At 59.1% G+C, this 15253-nt stretch carries 22 protein-coding genes; 16 read left to right on the top strand and 6 right to left on the bottom strand.

Annotated features, from left to right (window positions below; genetic code table 11):
* Positions 1-256: 256 nt before the first annotated feature.
* The 5 genes from rpsL to B2696_RS06610 all read left to right on the top strand — a co-directional run bounded on the left by rpsL (position 257) and on the right by B2696_RS06610 (position 6032).
* Positions 257-628, top strand: a complete 372-nt coding sequence (gene rpsL, locus B2696_RS06630; RefSeq protein ID WP_075729094.1) for a 30S ribosomal protein S12 — start codon at positions 257-259, stop codon at positions 626-628.
* Between the two features lie 6 nt (positions 629-634).
* Positions 635-1102: a 30S ribosomal protein S7 gene (rpsG, locus tag B2696_RS06625; protein WP_075729095.1), complete on the top strand. Its 468-nt coding sequence runs from the start codon at positions 635-637 to the stop codon at positions 1100-1102.
* Between the two features lie 321 nt (positions 1103-1423).
* Positions 1424-3559 carry an elongation factor G gene (gene fusA, locus B2696_RS06620; RefSeq protein WP_276621914.1) on the top strand — a complete coding sequence of 712 codons (2136 nt, stop codon included), beginning with the start codon at positions 1424-1426 and terminating at the stop codon, positions 3557-3559.
* A gap of 402 nt (positions 3560-3961) precedes the next feature.
* On the top strand, positions 3962-5152 hold the full coding sequence (tuf, locus tag B2696_RS06615) for an elongation factor Tu (protein WP_286954585.1): 1191 nt from the start codon (positions 3962-3964) through the stop codon (positions 5150-5152).
* Positions 5153-5312: 160 nt separating this feature from the next.
* Entirely contained in the window at positions 5313-6032 is a 720-nt protein-coding gene (locus B2696_RS06610; protein ID WP_286954583.1) for a hypothetical protein, read from the top strand.
* Between the two features lie 22 nt (positions 6033-6054).
* Here the strand turns inward: B2696_RS06610 and B2696_RS06605 are convergent, their stop codons facing one another.
* From B2696_RS06605 to B2696_RS06580, 6 genes are read right to left on the bottom strand one after another with little or no spacing between them, the layout of a single operon-like run.
* Positions 6055-6630, bottom strand: a complete 576-nt coding sequence (locus B2696_RS06605) for an alkaline shock response membrane anchor protein AmaP (protein ID WP_286954582.1) — start codon at positions 6628-6630, stop codon at positions 6055-6057.
* Complete coding sequence (locus tag B2696_RS06600; protein ID WP_075729100.1) at positions 6623-7228, bottom strand: DUF6286 domain-containing protein; 606 nt, start codon at positions 7226-7228, stop codon at positions 6623-6625. Before B2696_RS06600 ends, B2696_RS06605 begins: the two co-directional genes overlap by 8 nt.
* Complete coding sequence (locus B2696_RS06595; protein WP_276621920.1) at positions 7221-8051, bottom strand: hypothetical protein; 831 nt, start codon at positions 8049-8051, stop codon at positions 7221-7223. The genes B2696_RS06600 and B2696_RS06595 overlap by 8 nt, the downstream gene beginning before the upstream one ends.
* Positions 8051-8239 (bottom strand): DUF2273 domain-containing protein, encoded by a 189-nt coding sequence (locus B2696_RS06590; RefSeq protein ID WP_075729102.1) that lies wholly within the window; start codon positions 8237-8239, stop codon positions 8051-8053. Before B2696_RS06590 ends, B2696_RS06595 begins: the two co-directional genes overlap by 1 nt.
* A 53-nt stretch (positions 8240-8292) precedes the next feature.
* Complete coding sequence (locus B2696_RS06585; RefSeq protein ID WP_286954579.1) at positions 8293-8616, bottom strand: hypothetical protein; 324 nt, start codon at positions 8614-8616, stop codon at positions 8293-8295.
* Between the two features lie 4 nt (positions 8617-8620).
* Entirely contained in the window at positions 8621-9139 is a 519-nt protein-coding gene (locus tag B2696_RS06580) for an Asp23/Gls24 family envelope stress response protein (RefSeq protein WP_376778882.1), read from the bottom strand.
* Between the two features lie 655 nt (positions 9140-9794).
* Between B2696_RS06580 and rpsJ the strand changes: the two genes are divergently transcribed.
* From rpsJ to rpsQ, 11 genes are read left to right on the top strand one after another with little or no spacing between them, the layout of a single operon-like run.
* Positions 9795-10100 (top strand): 30S ribosomal protein S10, encoded by a 306-nt coding sequence (gene rpsJ, locus B2696_RS06575; RefSeq protein ID WP_003848085.1) that lies wholly within the window; start codon positions 9795-9797, stop codon positions 10098-10100.
* 32 nt (positions 10101-10132) lie between these two features.
* Entirely contained in the window at positions 10133-10789 is a 657-nt protein-coding gene (gene rplC / locus B2696_RS06570; RefSeq protein WP_075729104.1) for a 50S ribosomal protein L3, read from the top strand.
* Entirely contained in the window at positions 10786-11439 is a 654-nt protein-coding gene (gene rplD / locus B2696_RS06565; RefSeq protein ID WP_075729105.1) for a 50S ribosomal protein L4, read from the top strand. The genes rplC and rplD overlap by 4 nt, the downstream gene beginning before the upstream one ends.
* Positions 11440-11745 carry a 50S ribosomal protein L23 gene (gene rplW / locus B2696_RS06560; RefSeq protein ID WP_075729106.1) on the top strand — a complete coding sequence of 102 codons (306 nt, stop codon included), beginning with the start codon at positions 11440-11442 and terminating at the stop codon, positions 11743-11745. It abuts the gene before it with no gap.
* Positions 11746-11770: 25 nt separating this feature from the next.
* Entirely contained in the window at positions 11771-12607 is an 837-nt protein-coding gene (rplB, locus tag B2696_RS06555) for a 50S ribosomal protein L2 (RefSeq protein WP_075729107.1), read from the top strand.
* 13 nt (positions 12608-12620) lie between these two features.
* The gene (gene rpsS / locus B2696_RS06550) at positions 12621-12899 is read left to right on the top strand and encodes a 30S ribosomal protein S19 (RefSeq protein WP_075729108.1); all 279 of its coding nucleotides are present in this window, start codon (positions 12621-12623) and stop codon (positions 12897-12899) included.
* Positions 12900-12902: 3 nt separating this feature from the next.
* On the top strand, positions 12903-13265 hold the full coding sequence (rplV, locus tag B2696_RS06545; protein ID WP_075729109.1) for a 50S ribosomal protein L22: 363 nt from the start codon (positions 12903-12905) through the stop codon (positions 13263-13265).
* Entirely contained in the window at positions 13265-14011 is a 747-nt protein-coding gene (gene rpsC / locus B2696_RS06540) for a 30S ribosomal protein S3 (RefSeq protein WP_075729110.1), read from the top strand. The genes rplV and rpsC overlap by 1 nt, the downstream gene beginning before the upstream one ends.
* Before the next feature lie 3 nt (positions 14012-14014).
* Positions 14015-14431, top strand: coding sequence for a 50S ribosomal protein L16 (rplP, locus tag B2696_RS06535; RefSeq protein ID WP_075729111.1), 417 nt, complete (start codon positions 14015-14017; stop codon positions 14429-14431).
* Positions 14431-14661 (top strand): 50S ribosomal protein L29, encoded by a 231-nt coding sequence (rpmC, locus tag B2696_RS06530; RefSeq protein ID WP_075729112.1) that lies wholly within the window; start codon positions 14431-14433, stop codon positions 14659-14661. The genes rplP and rpmC overlap by 1 nt, the downstream gene beginning before the upstream one ends.
* Positions 14662-14663: 2 nt before the next feature.
* The gene (rpsQ, locus tag B2696_RS06525; RefSeq protein WP_075729113.1) at positions 14664-14960 is read left to right on the top strand and encodes a 30S ribosomal protein S17; all 297 of its coding nucleotides are present in this window, start codon (positions 14664-14666) and stop codon (positions 14958-14960) included.
* The last annotated feature ends 293 nt before the right edge of the window (positions 14961-15253 follow it).

Below are 15253 nucleotides of genomic sequence, written 5' to 3'. Positions count from 1 at the left end.
GGCGTACGCAGCCTGTGTGGTTGGGGAGGGGAGAAAGTTTGTGCAGGGATTGCCATTTGGAGGCGATGGGGAGGGTGTGGTAACGTCTTGCAAGGTTTCGCCTTCATGTAGGGCGAAAGAGTCTGATCGATCTATCGGCCTTAAGGCGGATAGGCGTTCTGGACATGCGGTAGGGCCCCGGAAAAGAGCCCTCATTTTTGCATGTTTGGGCATTCGATAGTCAGCACAGCCGCAGTCATACAGAAAGACTAGATTTATGCCAACTATTCAGCAGCTGGTCCGCAAGGGCCGCCACAATAAGCGCGCTAAGGTAGCCACCGCCGCGCTGAAGGGTTCCCCTCAGCGTCGTGGCGTGTGCACCCGCGTGTACACCACCACTCCTAAGAAGCCTAACTCCGCGTTGCGTAAGGTTGCCCGTGTGCGCCTGACCTCCGGTATTGAGGTTTCTGCCTACATCCCAGGTGAGGGCCACAACCTCCAGGAGCACTCCATGGTGCTCGTCCGCGGTGGTCGTGTGAAGGACCTCCCGGGTGTTCGCTACAAGATCATCCGTGGCTCCCTGGATACCCAGGGTGTTAAGGACCGCAAGCAGGCTCGTTCCCGCTACGGTGCAAAGAAGGGACAGTAAACTAAAATGCGTAAGAATGCTGCTCCGAAGCGTCCTGTAGTCAAGGACCCGGTATACAACTCCGAGCAAGTAACCCAGCTCGTGAACAAGGTTCTGCAGGACGGCAAGAAGTCCACCGCAGAGCGCATCGTCTACGGCGCCCTCGAGGTTTGCCGTGAGAAGACCGGCACCGAGCCGGTTGGCACCCTGGAGAAGGCCCTGGGCAACATCCGCCCGGACCTCGAGGTTCGTTCCCGCCGTGTCGGTGGCGCCACCTACCAGGTCCCGGTCGAGGTTCGTCCCGGCCGCGCCAACACCCTAGCCCTGCGTTGGTTGGTGACCTTCACCCGCCAGCGTCGTGAAACCACGATGATTGAGCGTCTCGCCAACGAGATCCTGGATGCCTCCAATGGCTTGGGCGCTTCCGTCAAGCGTCGCGAGGACACCCACAAGATGGCTGAGGCCAACCGCGCCTTCGCCCACTACCGCTGGTAGTTTCAGCATCAATGCCTATGGTCCGAGCAACGATTCATCAGTTCGCAGCCGGCTATTCCCACGCGGGATGCCGGTGTGGCTAACTCATCTAGCGTTGCTCGGATTATTTATGGGTCATCTTTGTTCTTCTCATTAGTGGGAAAAACTTCCTAGTCAGGCAGCCGGAATCTCGCTAGAATATTTCAGGCGAGCGGAAGCCTACGTGCCTCTGCGGCTGCCAAACCGGCCAGCAAGTGGCAAAATTAAACGAGACCTATCCAAAAAGGCGCGCGGGCCAAGCAAAGGTCGGGGCGTCGACGATATTTAAGTTGGGGTAAGAAAGTGGCACAACAAGTGCTTAAGGATCTTCACAAGGTCCGCAACATCGGCATCATGGCCCACATCGATGCCGGTAAGACCACCACCACCGAGCGTATTTTGTTCTACACCGGTATCAATCGCAAGGTCGGCGAGACGCACGATGGCGCCTCCACCACCGACTGGATGGAGCAGGAGAAGGAGCGCGGTATCACCATTACCTCCGCTGCTGTTACCTGTTTCTGGGATGGTAACCAGATCAACATCATTGACACCCCGGGCCACGTTGACTTCACCGTTGAGGTTGAGCGTTCCCTGCGCGTCCTGGACGGCGCCGTAGCTGTCTTCGACGGCAAGGAAGGCGTTGAGCCGCAGTCCGAGCAGGTGTGGCGTCAGGCTGCTAAGTATGACGTTCCGCGTATCTGCTTTGTTAATAAGATGGACAAGCTGGGCGCTGACTTCTACTTCACCGTTCAGACCATCATCGACCGCCTCGGCGCTAAACCCTTGGTTCTCCAGCTGCCTATCGGCGCTGAGGATGACTTCGACGGCGTCGTTGACCTGCTCACCATGCGTGCCATCACCTGGCGCGGCAAGGTCGAGACTGGTGCAGAGCCCACCATCGAAGAGATTCCGGCTGACCTCAAGGACAAGGCTGACGAGTACCGCGAGAAGCTGCTCGAGACCGTCGCTGAGTCCGATGAGGCTCTCATGGAGAAGTACTTCGGTGGCGAAGAGCTGACCCTGGATGAGATCAAGGCTGCCATCCGTAAGATGACCATCAACTCCGAGCTCTACCCGGTGCTGTGTGGTACTGCATACCGCAACAAGGGCGTTCAGCCGTTGCTGGATGCCGTTGTTGACTTCCTGCCCAGCCCGCTGGACATCGGCGAGGTTATCGGCCACGCCGTAGGCGATGAGGACAAGGAGCTTACCCGTAAGCCTTCCATCGATTCTCCCTTCTCCGCGCTTTCCTTCAAGATTGCTGCGCACCCCTTCTTTGGTCAGCTGAACTTCATCCGCGTGTACTCCGGACAGGTTCTGCCTGGCACCGAGGTGCTCAACTCCACCAAGGGCAAGAAAGAGCGCATCGGCAAGCTCTTCCAGATGCACGCCAACAAGGAGAACCCGGTTGAGCAGGCTGACGCCGGCAACATCTACGCCGTCATTGGTCTGAAGGAAACCACCACCGGTGACACCCTCTGCGACAAGAATGACCCGATCATTCTTGAGTCCATGGACTTCCCGGATCCGGTTATCAAGGTCTCCATCGAGCCTAAGACCAAGGCTGACCAGGAGAAGCTGGGTACCGCTATCCAGAAGCTGGCTGCGGAGGATCCCACCTTCACCGTCGAGCTGGATGATGAGACCGGCCAGACCGTTATCGGCGGTATGGGCGAGCTCCACCTCGACGTTCTGGTTGACCGCATGAAGCGCGAATTCAAGGTTGAGGCCAACATCGGTAACCCGCAGGTTGCCTACCGCGAGACCATCCGCAAGACCGTGCAGTCCTTGGATTACACCCACAAGAAGCAGACCGGTGGTTCCGGCCAGTTCGCTAAGGTTATCGTCACCATCGAGCCTTATAACCCGGATCCGGAGACCTTGGAAGAGGGCGAGTCCGCCACCTACAAGTTTGTCAATGCCGTCACCGGTGGACGTATTCCGCGTGAGTACATTCCTTCCGTCGATGCTGGTATCCAGGACGCCATGCAGTACGGCTACCTGGCCGGCTTCCCGCTGGTAAACATCAAGGCCACCCTCGAGGACGGCGCTTACCACGACGTTGATTCCTCCGAAATGGCCTTCAAGCTGGCTGGTTCGCAGGTCCTCAAGGAAGCTGTTGCCAAGGCAAAGCCGGTTCTGCTTGAGCCGGTTATGGCCGTCGAGGTTGTCACTCCCGAGGAGTACATGGGCACCGTCAACGGTGACATCAGCTCCCGCCGTGGCCAGGTCTACGCCATGGAGGATCGCTCCGGCGCCAAGGTCGTCAAGGCTAAGGTTCCGCTTTCTGAGATGTTCGGCTACATCGGCGACCTGCGCTCAAGCACCGCTGGCCGCGCAAACTTCAGCATGGTCTTCGATTCCTATGCAGAGGTTCCGGCCTCTGTTTCGGCCGCCATCATTGAAGAGCGCACCGGAACCAAGGGACACCACTAATCCGTTCCTAGGCTTCCTAGTACCCCGCCCGCACCGCGCTTTGTGCAGGACTGGTAGTCTTCGCCAGTAGGCTTCCAGTTCTACCGTCGGTGTTTGGGCACACTGAGGGGGTAGCGGCGGGCTGAATCAACACCTTTTTTACGTGGTGCTGATTGAGCCGGCCGTTACCCTCCCAGGATCCTTTAAAAGATACTTGTCGAGGGACAACGTCCACGCTTATCGCGGGGGGTTACCTCCTATATCGGCGGTTTGAAAAAACCGCGGCATAAATCTAGGATCGTGTAACTGGCACGTAAAGTAAAGCGTCATTAGCGCTTTGGCCTTTAGGTCAAGTGCCGATGACAACTGTCAATCACGTGGCTGCGAAGGTCGTAGCCACCATATAGTCCAGGAGGACATACAGTGGCAAAGGAGAAGTTCGAGCGTACGAAGCCGCATGTGAACATCGGCACCATCGGACACGTCGACCACGGCAAGACCACCACCACCGCAGCAATCACCAAGGTTCTTGCGGACAAGTACCCTGATGAGAACACCGCTTTCGCTTTCGACATGATCGATAAGGCTCCTGAGGAGAAGGAGCGCGGCATCACCATCAACATCTCCCACGTTGAGTACTCCACCCCGAAGCGCCACTACGCACACGTTGACGCCCCGGGCCACGCCGACTACATCAAGAACATGATCACCGGTGCTGCGCAGATGGATGGCGCCATCCTGGTTGTTGCTGCAACCGATGGTCCTATGCCGCAGACCCGCGAGCACGTTCTTCTGGCTCGCCAGGTTGGCGTTCCTTACATCCTCGTTGCTCTTAACAAGTGCGACATGGTTGATGATGAGGAAATCATCGAGCTCGTTGAGATGGAAATCCGCGAACTGCTCGCTGAGCAGGATTACGACGAGGATGCCCCCATCATCCACATCTCCGCTCTCAAGGCTCTTGAGGGTGACGAGAAGTGGGTACAGGCCATCGTCGACCTCATGCAGGCCTGCGATGACTCCATTCCGGATCCGGAGCGCGAGACCGACAAGCCCTTCCTCATGCCTATCGAGGACATCTTCACCATCACCGGCCGCGGTACCGTTGTTACCGGCCGTGTTGAGCGTGGCGTTTTGAAGGTCAACGAGGATGTTGAGATCATCGGCATCAAGGAGAAGTCCATCTCCACCACCGTTACCGGTATCGAAATGTTCCGCAAGATGATGGACTACACCGAGGCTGGCGACAACTGTGGTCTGCTTCTGCGTGGTACCAAGCGTGAAGAGGTCGAGCGCGGCCAGGTTGTTATCAAGCCGGGCGCCTACACCCCCCACACCAAGTTCGAGGGTTCCGTCTACGTCCTCAAGAAGGAAGAGGGCGGCCGCCACACCCCGTTCATGGACAACTACCGTCCGCAGTTCTACTTCCGTACCACTGACGTGACCGGCGTTGTTCACCTGCCTGAGGGCACCGAGATGGTCATGCCTGGCGACAACGTTGAGATGACCGTTGAGCTCATCCAGCCCGTCGCTATGGATGAGGGCCTGCGCTTCGCTATCCGCGAAGGTTCCCGCACCGTCGGCGCCGGCCGCGTAACCAAGGTTCTTGCTTAATTTTTAGCAAGCCGCCGAAGTTTCGCTTGGCTTAAGCGTTAAATAAGGAACCACATTCCACCACCGCGTGGGGTGTGGTTCCTTTTTGCGTTCTAGTTGACTTTAGGGCGTTTAAGGTGACGTTTCTCTTTGAGGGTATGTGCCCGCTAGGGTCTAGGGCATGAGAGATCCCCGTGAAGTGGACTCCACGCTGCGCGCCTTGCGCGAGACGTGGGAAGGACGCCCGGAACTTAGCCTTGCCACCTTGTTTGCCATGTTGCAGAACCAGGGTATTGGCTGGGGCGCCAGCGATGAAGAGCTGGTTTCCGCGCTAGAGGACATGTCCCATGTGCGCCCTTCGCTTGTGCCTTTGGCGGATGGCCGGGTGAGCGAGGGCCGCTGGCTGCTTCTCACCAGCGGACACCGTGTCACCGTGGATAAATCCTTTATCGTGGTACGCCCCGTCAACACAAGGGGCGTCGCCGGTCAGCCGGTGGTCTGGCCTTATCGCAACATTAGGGGTGCGGGTCCAGCACGACCGCTCGTTGTCACGGATGACGAGGGCTTTGAGCACCGCCTCGGGGTGGTGGAATCCGTCGAGCGGCAGCGGATCCAGCGCACCGAGGCTCATGAGGTTCTAGCCTTAGAAGATATATCCCGTGCAGGCATCGGGGACACAGTCCTCGTCGTGCGCACGGAGGAGTCAATGATTGTCATTGACCATGGTCTGCATTCTTTCGAGCCGTTGCGCCGTGAATTGCGCCGCCGCGACTATAGCTGGCAGAAGGTTAAACGCTGCAGCCCTGGCCAGGAGTTACTCGTGCAATCAGGAGGCAGTCTCCTGACCTTCCCAGCGGTCGAGGGCATCTGGGTGGCCGAGGACCCACTGCCGCCGCATTAACTACAAGCGCTAGCAACCACCGCTACTTGCCGGCTGCCTTCTGAGAGCGGACCTTGGTGTAGTGGACTTTGTAAACGGTATCGAGCTCGGAGGCGTCGAAAGCCGCGCGGAAGTCGCTTTCGTTATCCACGATGGCCTCAGTGATGGCTGCCAGCGAGGTATCGGGGTTAGCTACCACGGTGTATTGCAGCGCGCGGTGCCCTCGGTCAAAGGCCACGAGCTGTTCCACTTTGTCCACGCCGGAAAGCTGGGTGATGGTGGATCCCACGGCGCCAGCCACGGCGGGCATGGAGATGGCAATGGCGCCATCGTGGTCAGAGCTGGTTGAGGTGACGGTGTTAAAGCGGTGGTGCCGGATGTTGGAGATGATGATCCACAGGGCACACAGGGCGAGAACCACCGTCGCGGTTCCCAGCGCAAAGGGCCACCACGCCGCCGAAGGAAGGGAACGCCACTCGTCGTGATCGATCCAGGTGGCGAGGTAGACCGCCCAAGACACGCCGAAGTGCACGAGGATGGGCCAAGTGCCTAAGGCGATAAGGATGAGCCCGAGCAATCCGAGCAAGAAGCGGTCGAGTGCAGCGAGTTTCTTAGACATTGGAATCGAGCTCCGGAATCTGATCGACGGCAACTGAGATCTGGGCAGGTGCCTGCAATGAGGAAAGCTCCTGCGCAATGGTCTCGTGCACACGCTCGCCCAGGGTGGCATCCTCGACGTCACCGTTGACCACAACGTCAACCTTGACGGACTTACGCTTCTTCTTTACCTGCGTGCGCGCGGCGGCGACCCCGGGTTCACGCCGGGCGCTGGCGGAGGCGAGCCGGGCTATGTCCACTGGGCGCATCCATACGGAGGCGTTGTCCGCGACAACGCGGAGGTGAGTGTGGCGGCGGGGTTTGAGGGAAATTATGACAAGGAGGATTCCGAGCGCGATGCTGGCACCGCCCGCCCACAACATCCAGGGGCGCAACGTGCCGGCGGCCATGAGATCGATGAAAGGATCGATCCAGGAGCGGGCATTGGCTTGCGCGCTCACCAGCCAGGTTTCACGGCCGGCCACTCCGGCCAAGGCTAAAAGGACGATGCCAAGAATGACAGCCCAGGAGCGCGCGGCGGGTGAGGCCAATGGTTCTTGACCAAAGCCGCGACCGGTGGTGGCGGATTCTTTCTTGGGGGTGCGCGGGGTCTCAGACAAGGGGCGTACCTGCCTTCCAGCGGGGGTTAATGGTAATCGCGCGCAGCGGCTCGGGCAGCGGCGCATAAACATGGGCCGTGTGTCGTGGCACTGGGTCGATGTATACGCGGCGCAGGCGCACAGCGCGTGGCACGCTAACAGGACGCAGGCTCATGGGCGGCGGAGTCAGCACCGGCGACGTTTCAACGTCGACCCGAGGCGGAGCAATGCTGCGTAGGGGCTGCGGAGCGGGGCTGGCTATTTCTTTCAAATCCAGTGGCGCTGGTGCCTGCGTAGCGCGCAGAATCATGGGGGCGGGGACGGCAATGGGTGGCGCTGTCACATGCTTGGGCGTAGACACTTCCCGCAGCGTTCGGTCGGGGCGCGGGGCTAAGGTAGGCCGCAGCGCCTTGGGATGCGGCGCAAGGATATGCCTTGGCTCGTGCGCAGACAGCTCCTGCGGGTGGGTGCCACTGGGATGTCCCCGCTTGGCGATGTCGTCTTCACTCACCCGGGGGCCAGGCTCCAACGCTCCCACGGTGATGTTGACGCGGCTGGTGAAATAACCCATATATTCGCGCACGGCAGCCTCAATGGCGCCGCGGGCGGCAACAGCGACTTCCGTGACGGGAGAAGGCCAGGTGGCTGCGATGTTTGCATCCACCGAGACGAGTTCACGTTCTGGATCGATCTGGACCAATAGGCGCGGATAGGCGCGACCGCCAATTCCGGCCAGCTTGGCGTCGATACTTTTGGTCCCCGGGACTTGGGCGATGGCAGCGCGTATAAGTGCTTCCACCGAGCGTAGCGAGAATCTTAGGTGGCCGTGGTCTCCGCCGACCATTAGCCGCGGCCTTTACCAATAAGGCCATTCCACACCGTGGTGAGGTCAATACGGCCGTCGAAGTGTGCGCCGACGATCCCGCCGAATGCCGCCAAGACCAGAGCCAAGACGGTGGGCCATAAGCCGAGGTGGATAAAAAAGGCGAGTATGAGCCCGGCGACAATGCCGAGCGTGGTGTAGTTCTTCATTCCTTTGTCCTTCTGCATAAGGCTAAGTAAGGCTAAATCGAGGCACGAGGGTGCTAGCTCGCAACCGCATCCGCAAAGACAACATCCACCCTGCGCAATTGCGGGCAGGTGTCTAGGGCTGCGGAGCGAATGCTGGGGGCGAGGGTGCCGATGGGAACACCTGCGGAGGTATCCAAAGCAATATAAATCTGCAGGTGTGTGTCGTCCCGAGGATCCGGGCGGCGGAGCCCAGTGACACGTTGCCCGGGAAAGAGCACGCTGACCTCACCGAACCTTCCGCCATCGAGCCTGGCTACCCCAGGTATCCGGGAAACGGCCGCGGCGATGGCATTCGCCTGCACAGCGGAAAGCTCGAAGCCGGGGCGGGAAGTGCTCATGATCCTATTCCTGGGTGGCTGGCAGGGTGGACTGCGTCTGGTTCTCGTCTGCTTCTTCCTTGGGAAGCTTGACGTCGTGGACCATGACGTCAACGCGGGTTACCCGCAAGCCGGTCATGCGCTCGATGGAGTTCATGATGTTGCGACGAATAGCCTCTGCCAATTCGTGGATTGCCACGCCATACTCGGCGATGATGGCGACCTCGATGGAGGCAGTAGCCTTGTCTACTTCGACGCTAACGCCTTGGCGAACGTCCTCGGAACCGCCGAAGGATTCGCGGATGGAACCCATCATGCGGGCGCCGCCACCGCCGAGAGCATAAACACCCGAAACCTCACGCGCGGCAATTCCGGCGATCTTGGAAACCACGACATCATCGATAATGGTGTCACCGTACTGGGTCTCTAGGTTATCGTTGGGCTCCTGCTGCGCGCTGTTAGCTGCAGCGGTAGCCGTATCAGCGGTGCTTTCTGCGGGCGCGCCAGCGGCGGTGTTGGAAGTGGAGGCGTTGTTCTCGCTCATCGTCATACTCTCTCTCGTGCTCTTTAGTTAGTTCATTAGGTTGCTACCTTTGACGAGCCTAGTGCGATGAAAATGAGTTGTGTGGTCCCGTGCAGGGAAATTTTCCAAAACGTGATTTCTCGCACTGTTTAATTCATCTCGCGCCAAAGGTTTGGCAAATAGCCATCTACATGGTTAAATACAAGGGTTGCTCTAACACGGCAAGGCGTATCTACCGCAAGGTAGAGGGCATTGTTGCTGGTAGGGCGAACATGACATCTTCGCAGTTGGGCATCTTTTGATGTGTAACTAGAAGGCTTTCAGATCGGGCAAGGTCCGCGCTTTAGCAGAGGCACCCCGAGACGAGAGGCCGGAGAAGGGGCATGGCAAATAAACAGCGGCAGTATACGAATGGGTATGGCTTGCCACGCATAATGCGTGTAAACCGTCCTCTTTCTATAAACATCTGACTTACGGGTCTTGTACCCCGTCAAGAGCGCTGCGCCTGGTTTGCCAGCCGTAACTCTTGGTCGTCATGACAGTCCAGACAACTGGCGTTGAGCCCAGGCCCCAAGCCCGGACAACGTTATAGAGAAATCGAGAAGCAATTTCCCACCGCTTCACGCCTCGGATGAGCCGAGTATGTGAAAGTGGGGAAGCGAGGAAGAGGATAAGCGTGGCGGGACAAAAGATCCGCATTCGGCTGAAAGCCTACGACCACGAGGCTATTGACGCTTCTGCAAAGAAGATCGTTGAGACCGTTACCCGTACGGGTGCTCGTGTAGTTGGCCCAGTGCCGCTCCCAACCGAGAAGAACGTATACGCCGTTATCCGTTCTCCACACAAGTACAAGGACTCTCGCGAGCACTTCGAGATGCGTACTCACAAGCGCCTCATCGACATTCTCGACCCGACTCCGAAGACCGTAGACGCTTTGATGCGCATCGATCTTCCGGCAAGTGTCGACGTGAATATTCAGTGATCGACGAATAGAACTTTGGTGGAGAACTAACAATGAGTGAAAACGAGATCAAGGGCATTCTGGGCAAGAAGCTCGGCATGACCCAGGTCTTCGACGAGGAGAACCGCGTAGTTCCGGTTACCGTCGTCGAAGCTGGGCCCTGCGTGGTTACCCAGATTCGCACCGCAGACAAAGATGGCTACAACGCCATCCAGATCGCCTTCGGCGAGATCGATCCGCGCAAGGCCAACAAGCCTGCAGCAGGTCACTTCCAGAAGGCTGGCGCTACCCCGCGCCGCCACGTAGCCGAGATCCGCATGGATGACACCTCCGCATACGAGGTCGGCCAAGAGGTAAAGGTTGACATCTTCGAGGGCATCACCTTCGTCGACGTCACCGGCACCAGCAAGGGCCACGGCTACGCTGGCGCTATGAAGCGCCACGGCTTCAAGGGTCAGGGCGCTTCCCACGGTAACCAGGCCGCTCACCGTCGCGTTGGTGGCATCGGTGGCGCCTCTACCCCGGGCCGCGTCTTCAAGGGTAAGCGCATGGCTGGCCGCATGGGCCAGGACCGCGTGACCACCCAGAACCTGAAGATTCAGAAGATCGATAGCGAGTCCAACTTGCTGCTCATCAAGGGTGCTATCCCTGGTGCGCGCGGCGGCCTCGTTACCGTTAAGACCGCAGTGAAGGGCGGTGCACACGCATGAGCAACCTCAAGCTAGACGTCCAGACCGCTGAGGGTAAGACCAACGGCTCTGTCGAGTTGCCAGCAGAGATCTTTGACACCGAGGCATCAGTTGCTTTGATGCACCAGGTTGTCACCGCTCAGCTTGCAGCTGCACGCCAGGGCACCCACAAGACCAAGACCCGCGCCGAGGTCCGTGGCGGCGGCCGTAAGCCTTTCCGTCAGAAGGGCACCGGCCGTGCACGTCAGGGCTCCATCCGCGCACCGCACTACACCGGTGGCGGCATTTCTCACGGTCCCGTGCCGCGCAACTACGCGCAGCGCACTCCGAAGAAAATGATCAAGGCAGCCCTTTTCGGCGCACTGTCCGATCGTGCTCGCAACGCGCGCATCCACGTCATCGAAGACCTCGTACCGGGCCAGAACCCGTCTACCAAGTCTGCAAAGGCTTTCCTCGAGCGTCTGACCGAGCGCAAGAACGTGCTCCTGGTCATCGGACGCGAAGACCTTAACGCTCGTCGCAGCGCTTCGAACCTTGCCAACGTCCAGATCTTGGACGCCGGCCAGCTCAACGCCTACGACGTTCTTTACTCCGATGATGTTGTGTTCTCCGTTGAGGCACTGCACACCTTCGTCAACCGCGTTAATGGCGCGGACAAGGAGGAGAAGTAAATGGCTAAGCTCGTAGACCCGCGCGACATCATTCTCGCGCCCGTTGTATCCGAGAAGTCCTATGGCCTCATGGAGCAGAACGTTTACACGTTCTACGTCTCCACTGACTCCAACAAGACCCAAATCAAAGAAGCCGTCGAGCGCATCTTTGGCGTCAAGGTTGACTCCGTAAACACCGTTAACCGTGCAGGTAAGCGTAAGCGCACCCGCACCGGCTTCGGTCAGCGTAAGTCCACCAAGCGCGCCTATGTTTCGCTTCGTGAAGGCAGCGACTCCATCGACATCTTCGGCGGCGCAACCGCCTAAGATGCTCGAGAAGTAAGGAAGAATTATGGCTATTCGTAAATACAAGCCGACAACTCCGGGTCGCCGCGCATCCTCCGTATCCGAGTTCGAGGAGCTAACCCGCTCGACTCCGGAGAAGTCCCTGCTGCGCCCGCTGAGCAAGACTGGTGGTCGTAACAACCACGGCCGCATCACCACCCGCCACATCGGTGGTGGACACAAGCGCCGCTACCGTCTCATCGACTTCCGCCGCACCGACAAGGACGGCGTTGCCGCTAAGGTCGCTCACATCGAGTATGACCCAAACCGCACCGCCAACATTGCTCTGCTGCACTACGTCGATGGCGAGAAGCGCTACATCATCGCCCCTAAGGGCCTGAAGCAGGGTGCCATCGTCGAGGCTGGTGCTAATGCGGACATCAAGGTTGGCAACAACCTTCCGCTGCGCAACATCCCGACCGGTACCACCATCCACGCCGTGGAGCTCAAGCCGGGCGCAGGCGCTAAGCTTGCTCGTTCGGCCGGCGCGTCCGTCCTGCTGCTGGGTAAGGAAGGAAACTACGCAATCCTGCGTATGCCTTCTTCCGAAATCCGCCGCGTGGACATCCGCTGCCGCGCTACCGTCGGTGCCGTCGGCAACGCTGACCAGATGAACATCCGTTGGGGTAAGGCCGGACGCCTCCGCTGGAAGGGCGTTCGCCCGACCGTCCGTGGTGTCGTTATGAACCCGGTCGACCACCCGCACGGTGGTGGTGAAGGTAAGACCTCCGGTGGTCGTCACCCGGTTTCCCCTTGGGGAACCAAGGAGGGTCGTACCCGCAACCCGAACCGTTACTCCAACAACATGATCGTGCGCCGTCGTCGCCCGAACAAGAAGCGCTAAGAGGAGGTAAACAATGCCACGCAGCCTTAAGAAGGGCCCGTTCGTCGATGAGCACCTCCTCAACAAGGTGGATGCCCAGAACGAAGCAGGCACCAAGAAGGTCATCAAGACCTGGTCTCGCCGTTCGACCATTCTTCCGGATTTCATTGGTCATACTTTCGCCGTCCATGACGGTCGCAAGCACGTGCCGGTATTCGTAGAAGATTCCATGGTCGGTCACAAGCTCGGTGAGTTTGCACCAACCAAGACCTTTAAGGGTCACATCAAGGACGATAAGAAGGGACGTCGATAAGCGATGAGTGAAACAATCACCTCCGCATCCGCCACGGCCCGCTACGTCCGCGTTACTCCGATGAAGGCGCGCCGCGTCATCGACTTGGTTCGCGGTAAATCCGTAGCCGAGGCACTGGCCATCCTGAAGTACGCTCCTCAGGGAGCTGCCAAGCCGGTAGCCAAGGTCGTTGCATCCGCAGCCGCCAACGCCGAGAACAACTTCGGTCTGGATCCACGCACCCTGGTCATCTCTGAGGCTTATGCCAACGAGGGCCCCACCATGCGCCGCTTCCAGCCGCGTGCACAGGGTCGTGCATTTTTGATTCGTAAGCGCACCAGCCACATCACCGTGGTGGTCGAGAGCCAGAAGGAAGGGGCCAAGTAATGGGCCAGAAGATCCATCCTCACGGCCTACGTTTGGGCATCACTTCCGACTGGAAGACCCACTGGTACGCCGACAAGGACTACGCTAACTACGTAGCCGAAGACATCAAGATCCGTCAGTACCTCGAGAAGGGCCTCGACCGCGCCGGCATCGCCGACGTCGTTATCGAGCGCACCCGTGACCGCGTCCGCGTTGACATTCACACCGCCCGTCCGGGCATCGTGATTGGCCGCCGCGGCGCTGAGGCCGACCGCATCCGCCGCGAGCTCGAGAAGCTCACCGGCAAGATGGTCGCCCTCAACATCCTCGAGGTCAAGCAGGTCGACGCCAACGCAACTCTCGTCGCGCAGTCCGTCGCCGAGCAGCTCGTCAACCGCGTGGCTTTCCGCCGCGCCATGCGCAAGGCTATCCAGTCTGCCATGCGTCAGCCGCAGGTCAAGGGTATTAAGATCCTCTTGGCTGGTCGTCTGGGCGGTGCCGAGATGTCTCGTACCGAGCGCTACCACGAGGGTCGCGTTCCGCTGCACACTCTTCGCGCCGAGATCGACTACGGCACCGCAGAGGCCCACACCACCTTCGGCCGCATTGGCATTAAGGTGTGGATCTACAAGGGTGACGTCGTCGGTGGCGTGCGTGAATCCGAACTGAACGCTCCGACGCAGGGCCGTGGCCGCGGCGACCGTGGTGGTCGTCCGCGTCGCGGTGGCCAGCGTCGCCAGCGCGCACAGCAAAAGCAGGAGGGCTAATCCATGCTGATTCCTAAGCGCGTTAAGTACCGTCGCCAGCATCGCCCTACTCGTAGTGGCATGTCCAAGGGCGGTAACCGCATTAACTTCGGCGATTACGCTATCCAGGCTCTCGAGCCGGCGTACATCACCAACCGTCAGATTGAAGCCGCACGTATTGCCATCAACCGCCACATCAAGCGCGGTGGCAAGGTGTGGATCAACATCTTCCCGGATCGTCCTTTGACCCAGAAGCCGCTCGGCGTGCGTATGGGTTCCGGTAAGGGTCCGGTTGAGAAGTGGGTGGCCAACGTCAAGCCTGGCCGCGTTCTTTTCGAGATGAGCTACCCGTCCGACGAGGTTGCAATCGAGGCTCTGCGCCGTGCCGGCCAGAAGCTTCCCTGCAAGTTCCGCATCATCAAGAAGGAGGACCAGTTCTAATGGCAACCGGTACCCCCGCACACGAGTTCCGCGAACTCGACAACGCTGAGCTGGAAACCCGCCTCAAGAGCGCCAAGGAAGAACTCTTCAACTTGCGCTTCCAGAAGGCCACCGGCCAGTTGACCAACAACCGCCGCATCGGCACGGTCAAGCGCGACATCGCCCGCATTTACACCGTTCTGCGCGAGCGCGAGTTGGGTCTGTCCGTAGTTCCGGGAGCTGAGGCTTAATCATGAGTGAGGCAAACGTGACTGATTCCAACAATGCTCCTAAGAAGGAGAAAGGTGCGCGCAAGACCCGCGTCGGCTACGTGGTTTCTGACAAGATGCAGAAGACCATCGTCGTCGAGCTCGAGGATCGTAAGCAGCACGCACTGTACGGCAAGATCATGCGCTCCAACTCCAAGGTGAAGGTGCATGACGAGAACGAGACCGCCGGCATCGGCGACCGCGTTCTCATCGCCGAGACCCGTCCGCTGTCCAAGGACAAGCACTTCCGTCTCGTCGAGATCGTTGAGAAGGCTAAGTAAGACTTAGTCCTCCTCGCACAACTAGGCCCCGCCACTCGCACACATCGTGCAGGTGGCGGGGCTTTTTGCATGCTCAAACCTCCATAACCACGAGTGGGGGTGAGACGAGCGGGGAGCATTCCCCGAGAAAGAGAATCTGCGCCTAGGAATTGTTAGGGTGCTTAGAGCGAAGTAAAGCATCGCCCCTATTTCACTTCATTCCCCTAGTTCTCTCGTTCTCTGACCGTCTCTCTACGGTGCTGTTGCAAAGTTGGGGCAGTAGGAAGACCGGCGTGAAATAATCACAGCCATGG

The sequence above is a fragment of the Corynebacterium sp. UBA4397 genome, assembly GCF_002390965.1.
Classification (GTDB): Bacteria; Actinomycetota; Actinomycetes; order Mycobacteriales; family Mycobacteriaceae; genus Corynebacterium; species Corynebacterium flavescens.
The sequence above is the reverse complement of the archived record's forward strand: the minus strand, read 5'-3'. Positions and strand labels throughout refer to the sequence as shown.

Coding starts and splice junctions, on each gene's coding strand:
- rpsS (WP_075729108.1), top strand. CDS start 12,621: ATGCCACGCAGCCTTAAGAAGGGCCCGTTCGTCGATGAGCACCTCCTC.
- B2696_RS06590 (WP_075729102.1), bottom strand. CDS start 8,239: ATGAAGAACTACACCACGCTCGGCATTGTCGCCGGGCTCATACTCGCC.
- rplD (WP_075729105.1), top strand. CDS start 10,786: ATGAGCAACCTCAAGCTAGACGTCCAGACCGCTGAGGGTAAGACCAAC.
- rpsL (WP_075729094.1), top strand. CDS start 257: ATGCCAACTATTCAGCAGCTGGTCCGCAAGGGCCGCCACAATAAGCGC.
- rpsQ (WP_075729113.1), top strand. CDS start 14,664: ATGAGTGAGGCAAACGTGACTGATTCCAACAATGCTCCTAAGAAGGAG.
- B2696_RS06580 (WP_376778882.1), bottom strand. CDS start 9,139: ATGAGCGAGAACAACGCCTCCACTTCCAACACCGCCGCTGGCGCGCCC.
- B2696_RS06605 (WP_286954582.1), bottom strand. CDS start 6,630: ATGTCTAAGAAACTCGCTGCACTCGACCGCTTCTTGCTCGGATTGCTC.
- rplV (WP_075729109.1), top strand. CDS start 12,903: ATGAGTGAAACAATCACCTCCGCATCCGCCACGGCCCGCTACGTCCGC.
- rpsG (WP_075729095.1), top strand. CDS start 635: ATGCGTAAGAATGCTGCTCCGAAGCGTCCTGTAGTCAAGGACCCGGTA.
- B2696_RS06585 (WP_286954579.1), bottom strand. CDS start 8,616: ATGAGCACTTCCCGCCCCGGCTTCGAGCTTTCCGCTGTGCAGGCGAAT.
- rpsC (WP_075729110.1), top strand. CDS start 13,265: ATGGGCCAGAAGATCCATCCTCACGGCCTACGTTTGGGCATCACTTCC.
- rplB (WP_075729107.1), top strand. CDS start 11,771: ATGGCTATTCGTAAATACAAGCCGACAACTCCGGGTCGCCGCGCATCC.
- B2696_RS06610 (WP_286954583.1), top strand. CDS start 5,313: ATGAGAGATCCCCGTGAAGTGGACTCCACGCTGCGCGCCTTGCGCGAG.
- rpmC (WP_075729112.1), top strand. CDS start 14,431: ATGGCAACCGGTACCCCCGCACACGAGTTCCGCGAACTCGACAACGCT.
- B2696_RS06595 (WP_276621920.1), bottom strand. CDS start 8,051: ATGGTCGGCGGAGACCACGGCCACCTAAGATTCTCGCTACGCTCGGTG.
- rplC (WP_075729104.1), top strand. CDS start 10,133: ATGAGTGAAAACGAGATCAAGGGCATTCTGGGCAAGAAGCTCGGCATG.
- rplP (WP_075729111.1), top strand. CDS start 14,015: ATGCTGATTCCTAAGCGCGTTAAGTACCGTCGCCAGCATCGCCCTACT.
- rplW (WP_075729106.1), top strand. CDS start 11,440: ATGGCTAAGCTCGTAGACCCGCGCGACATCATTCTCGCGCCCGTTGTA.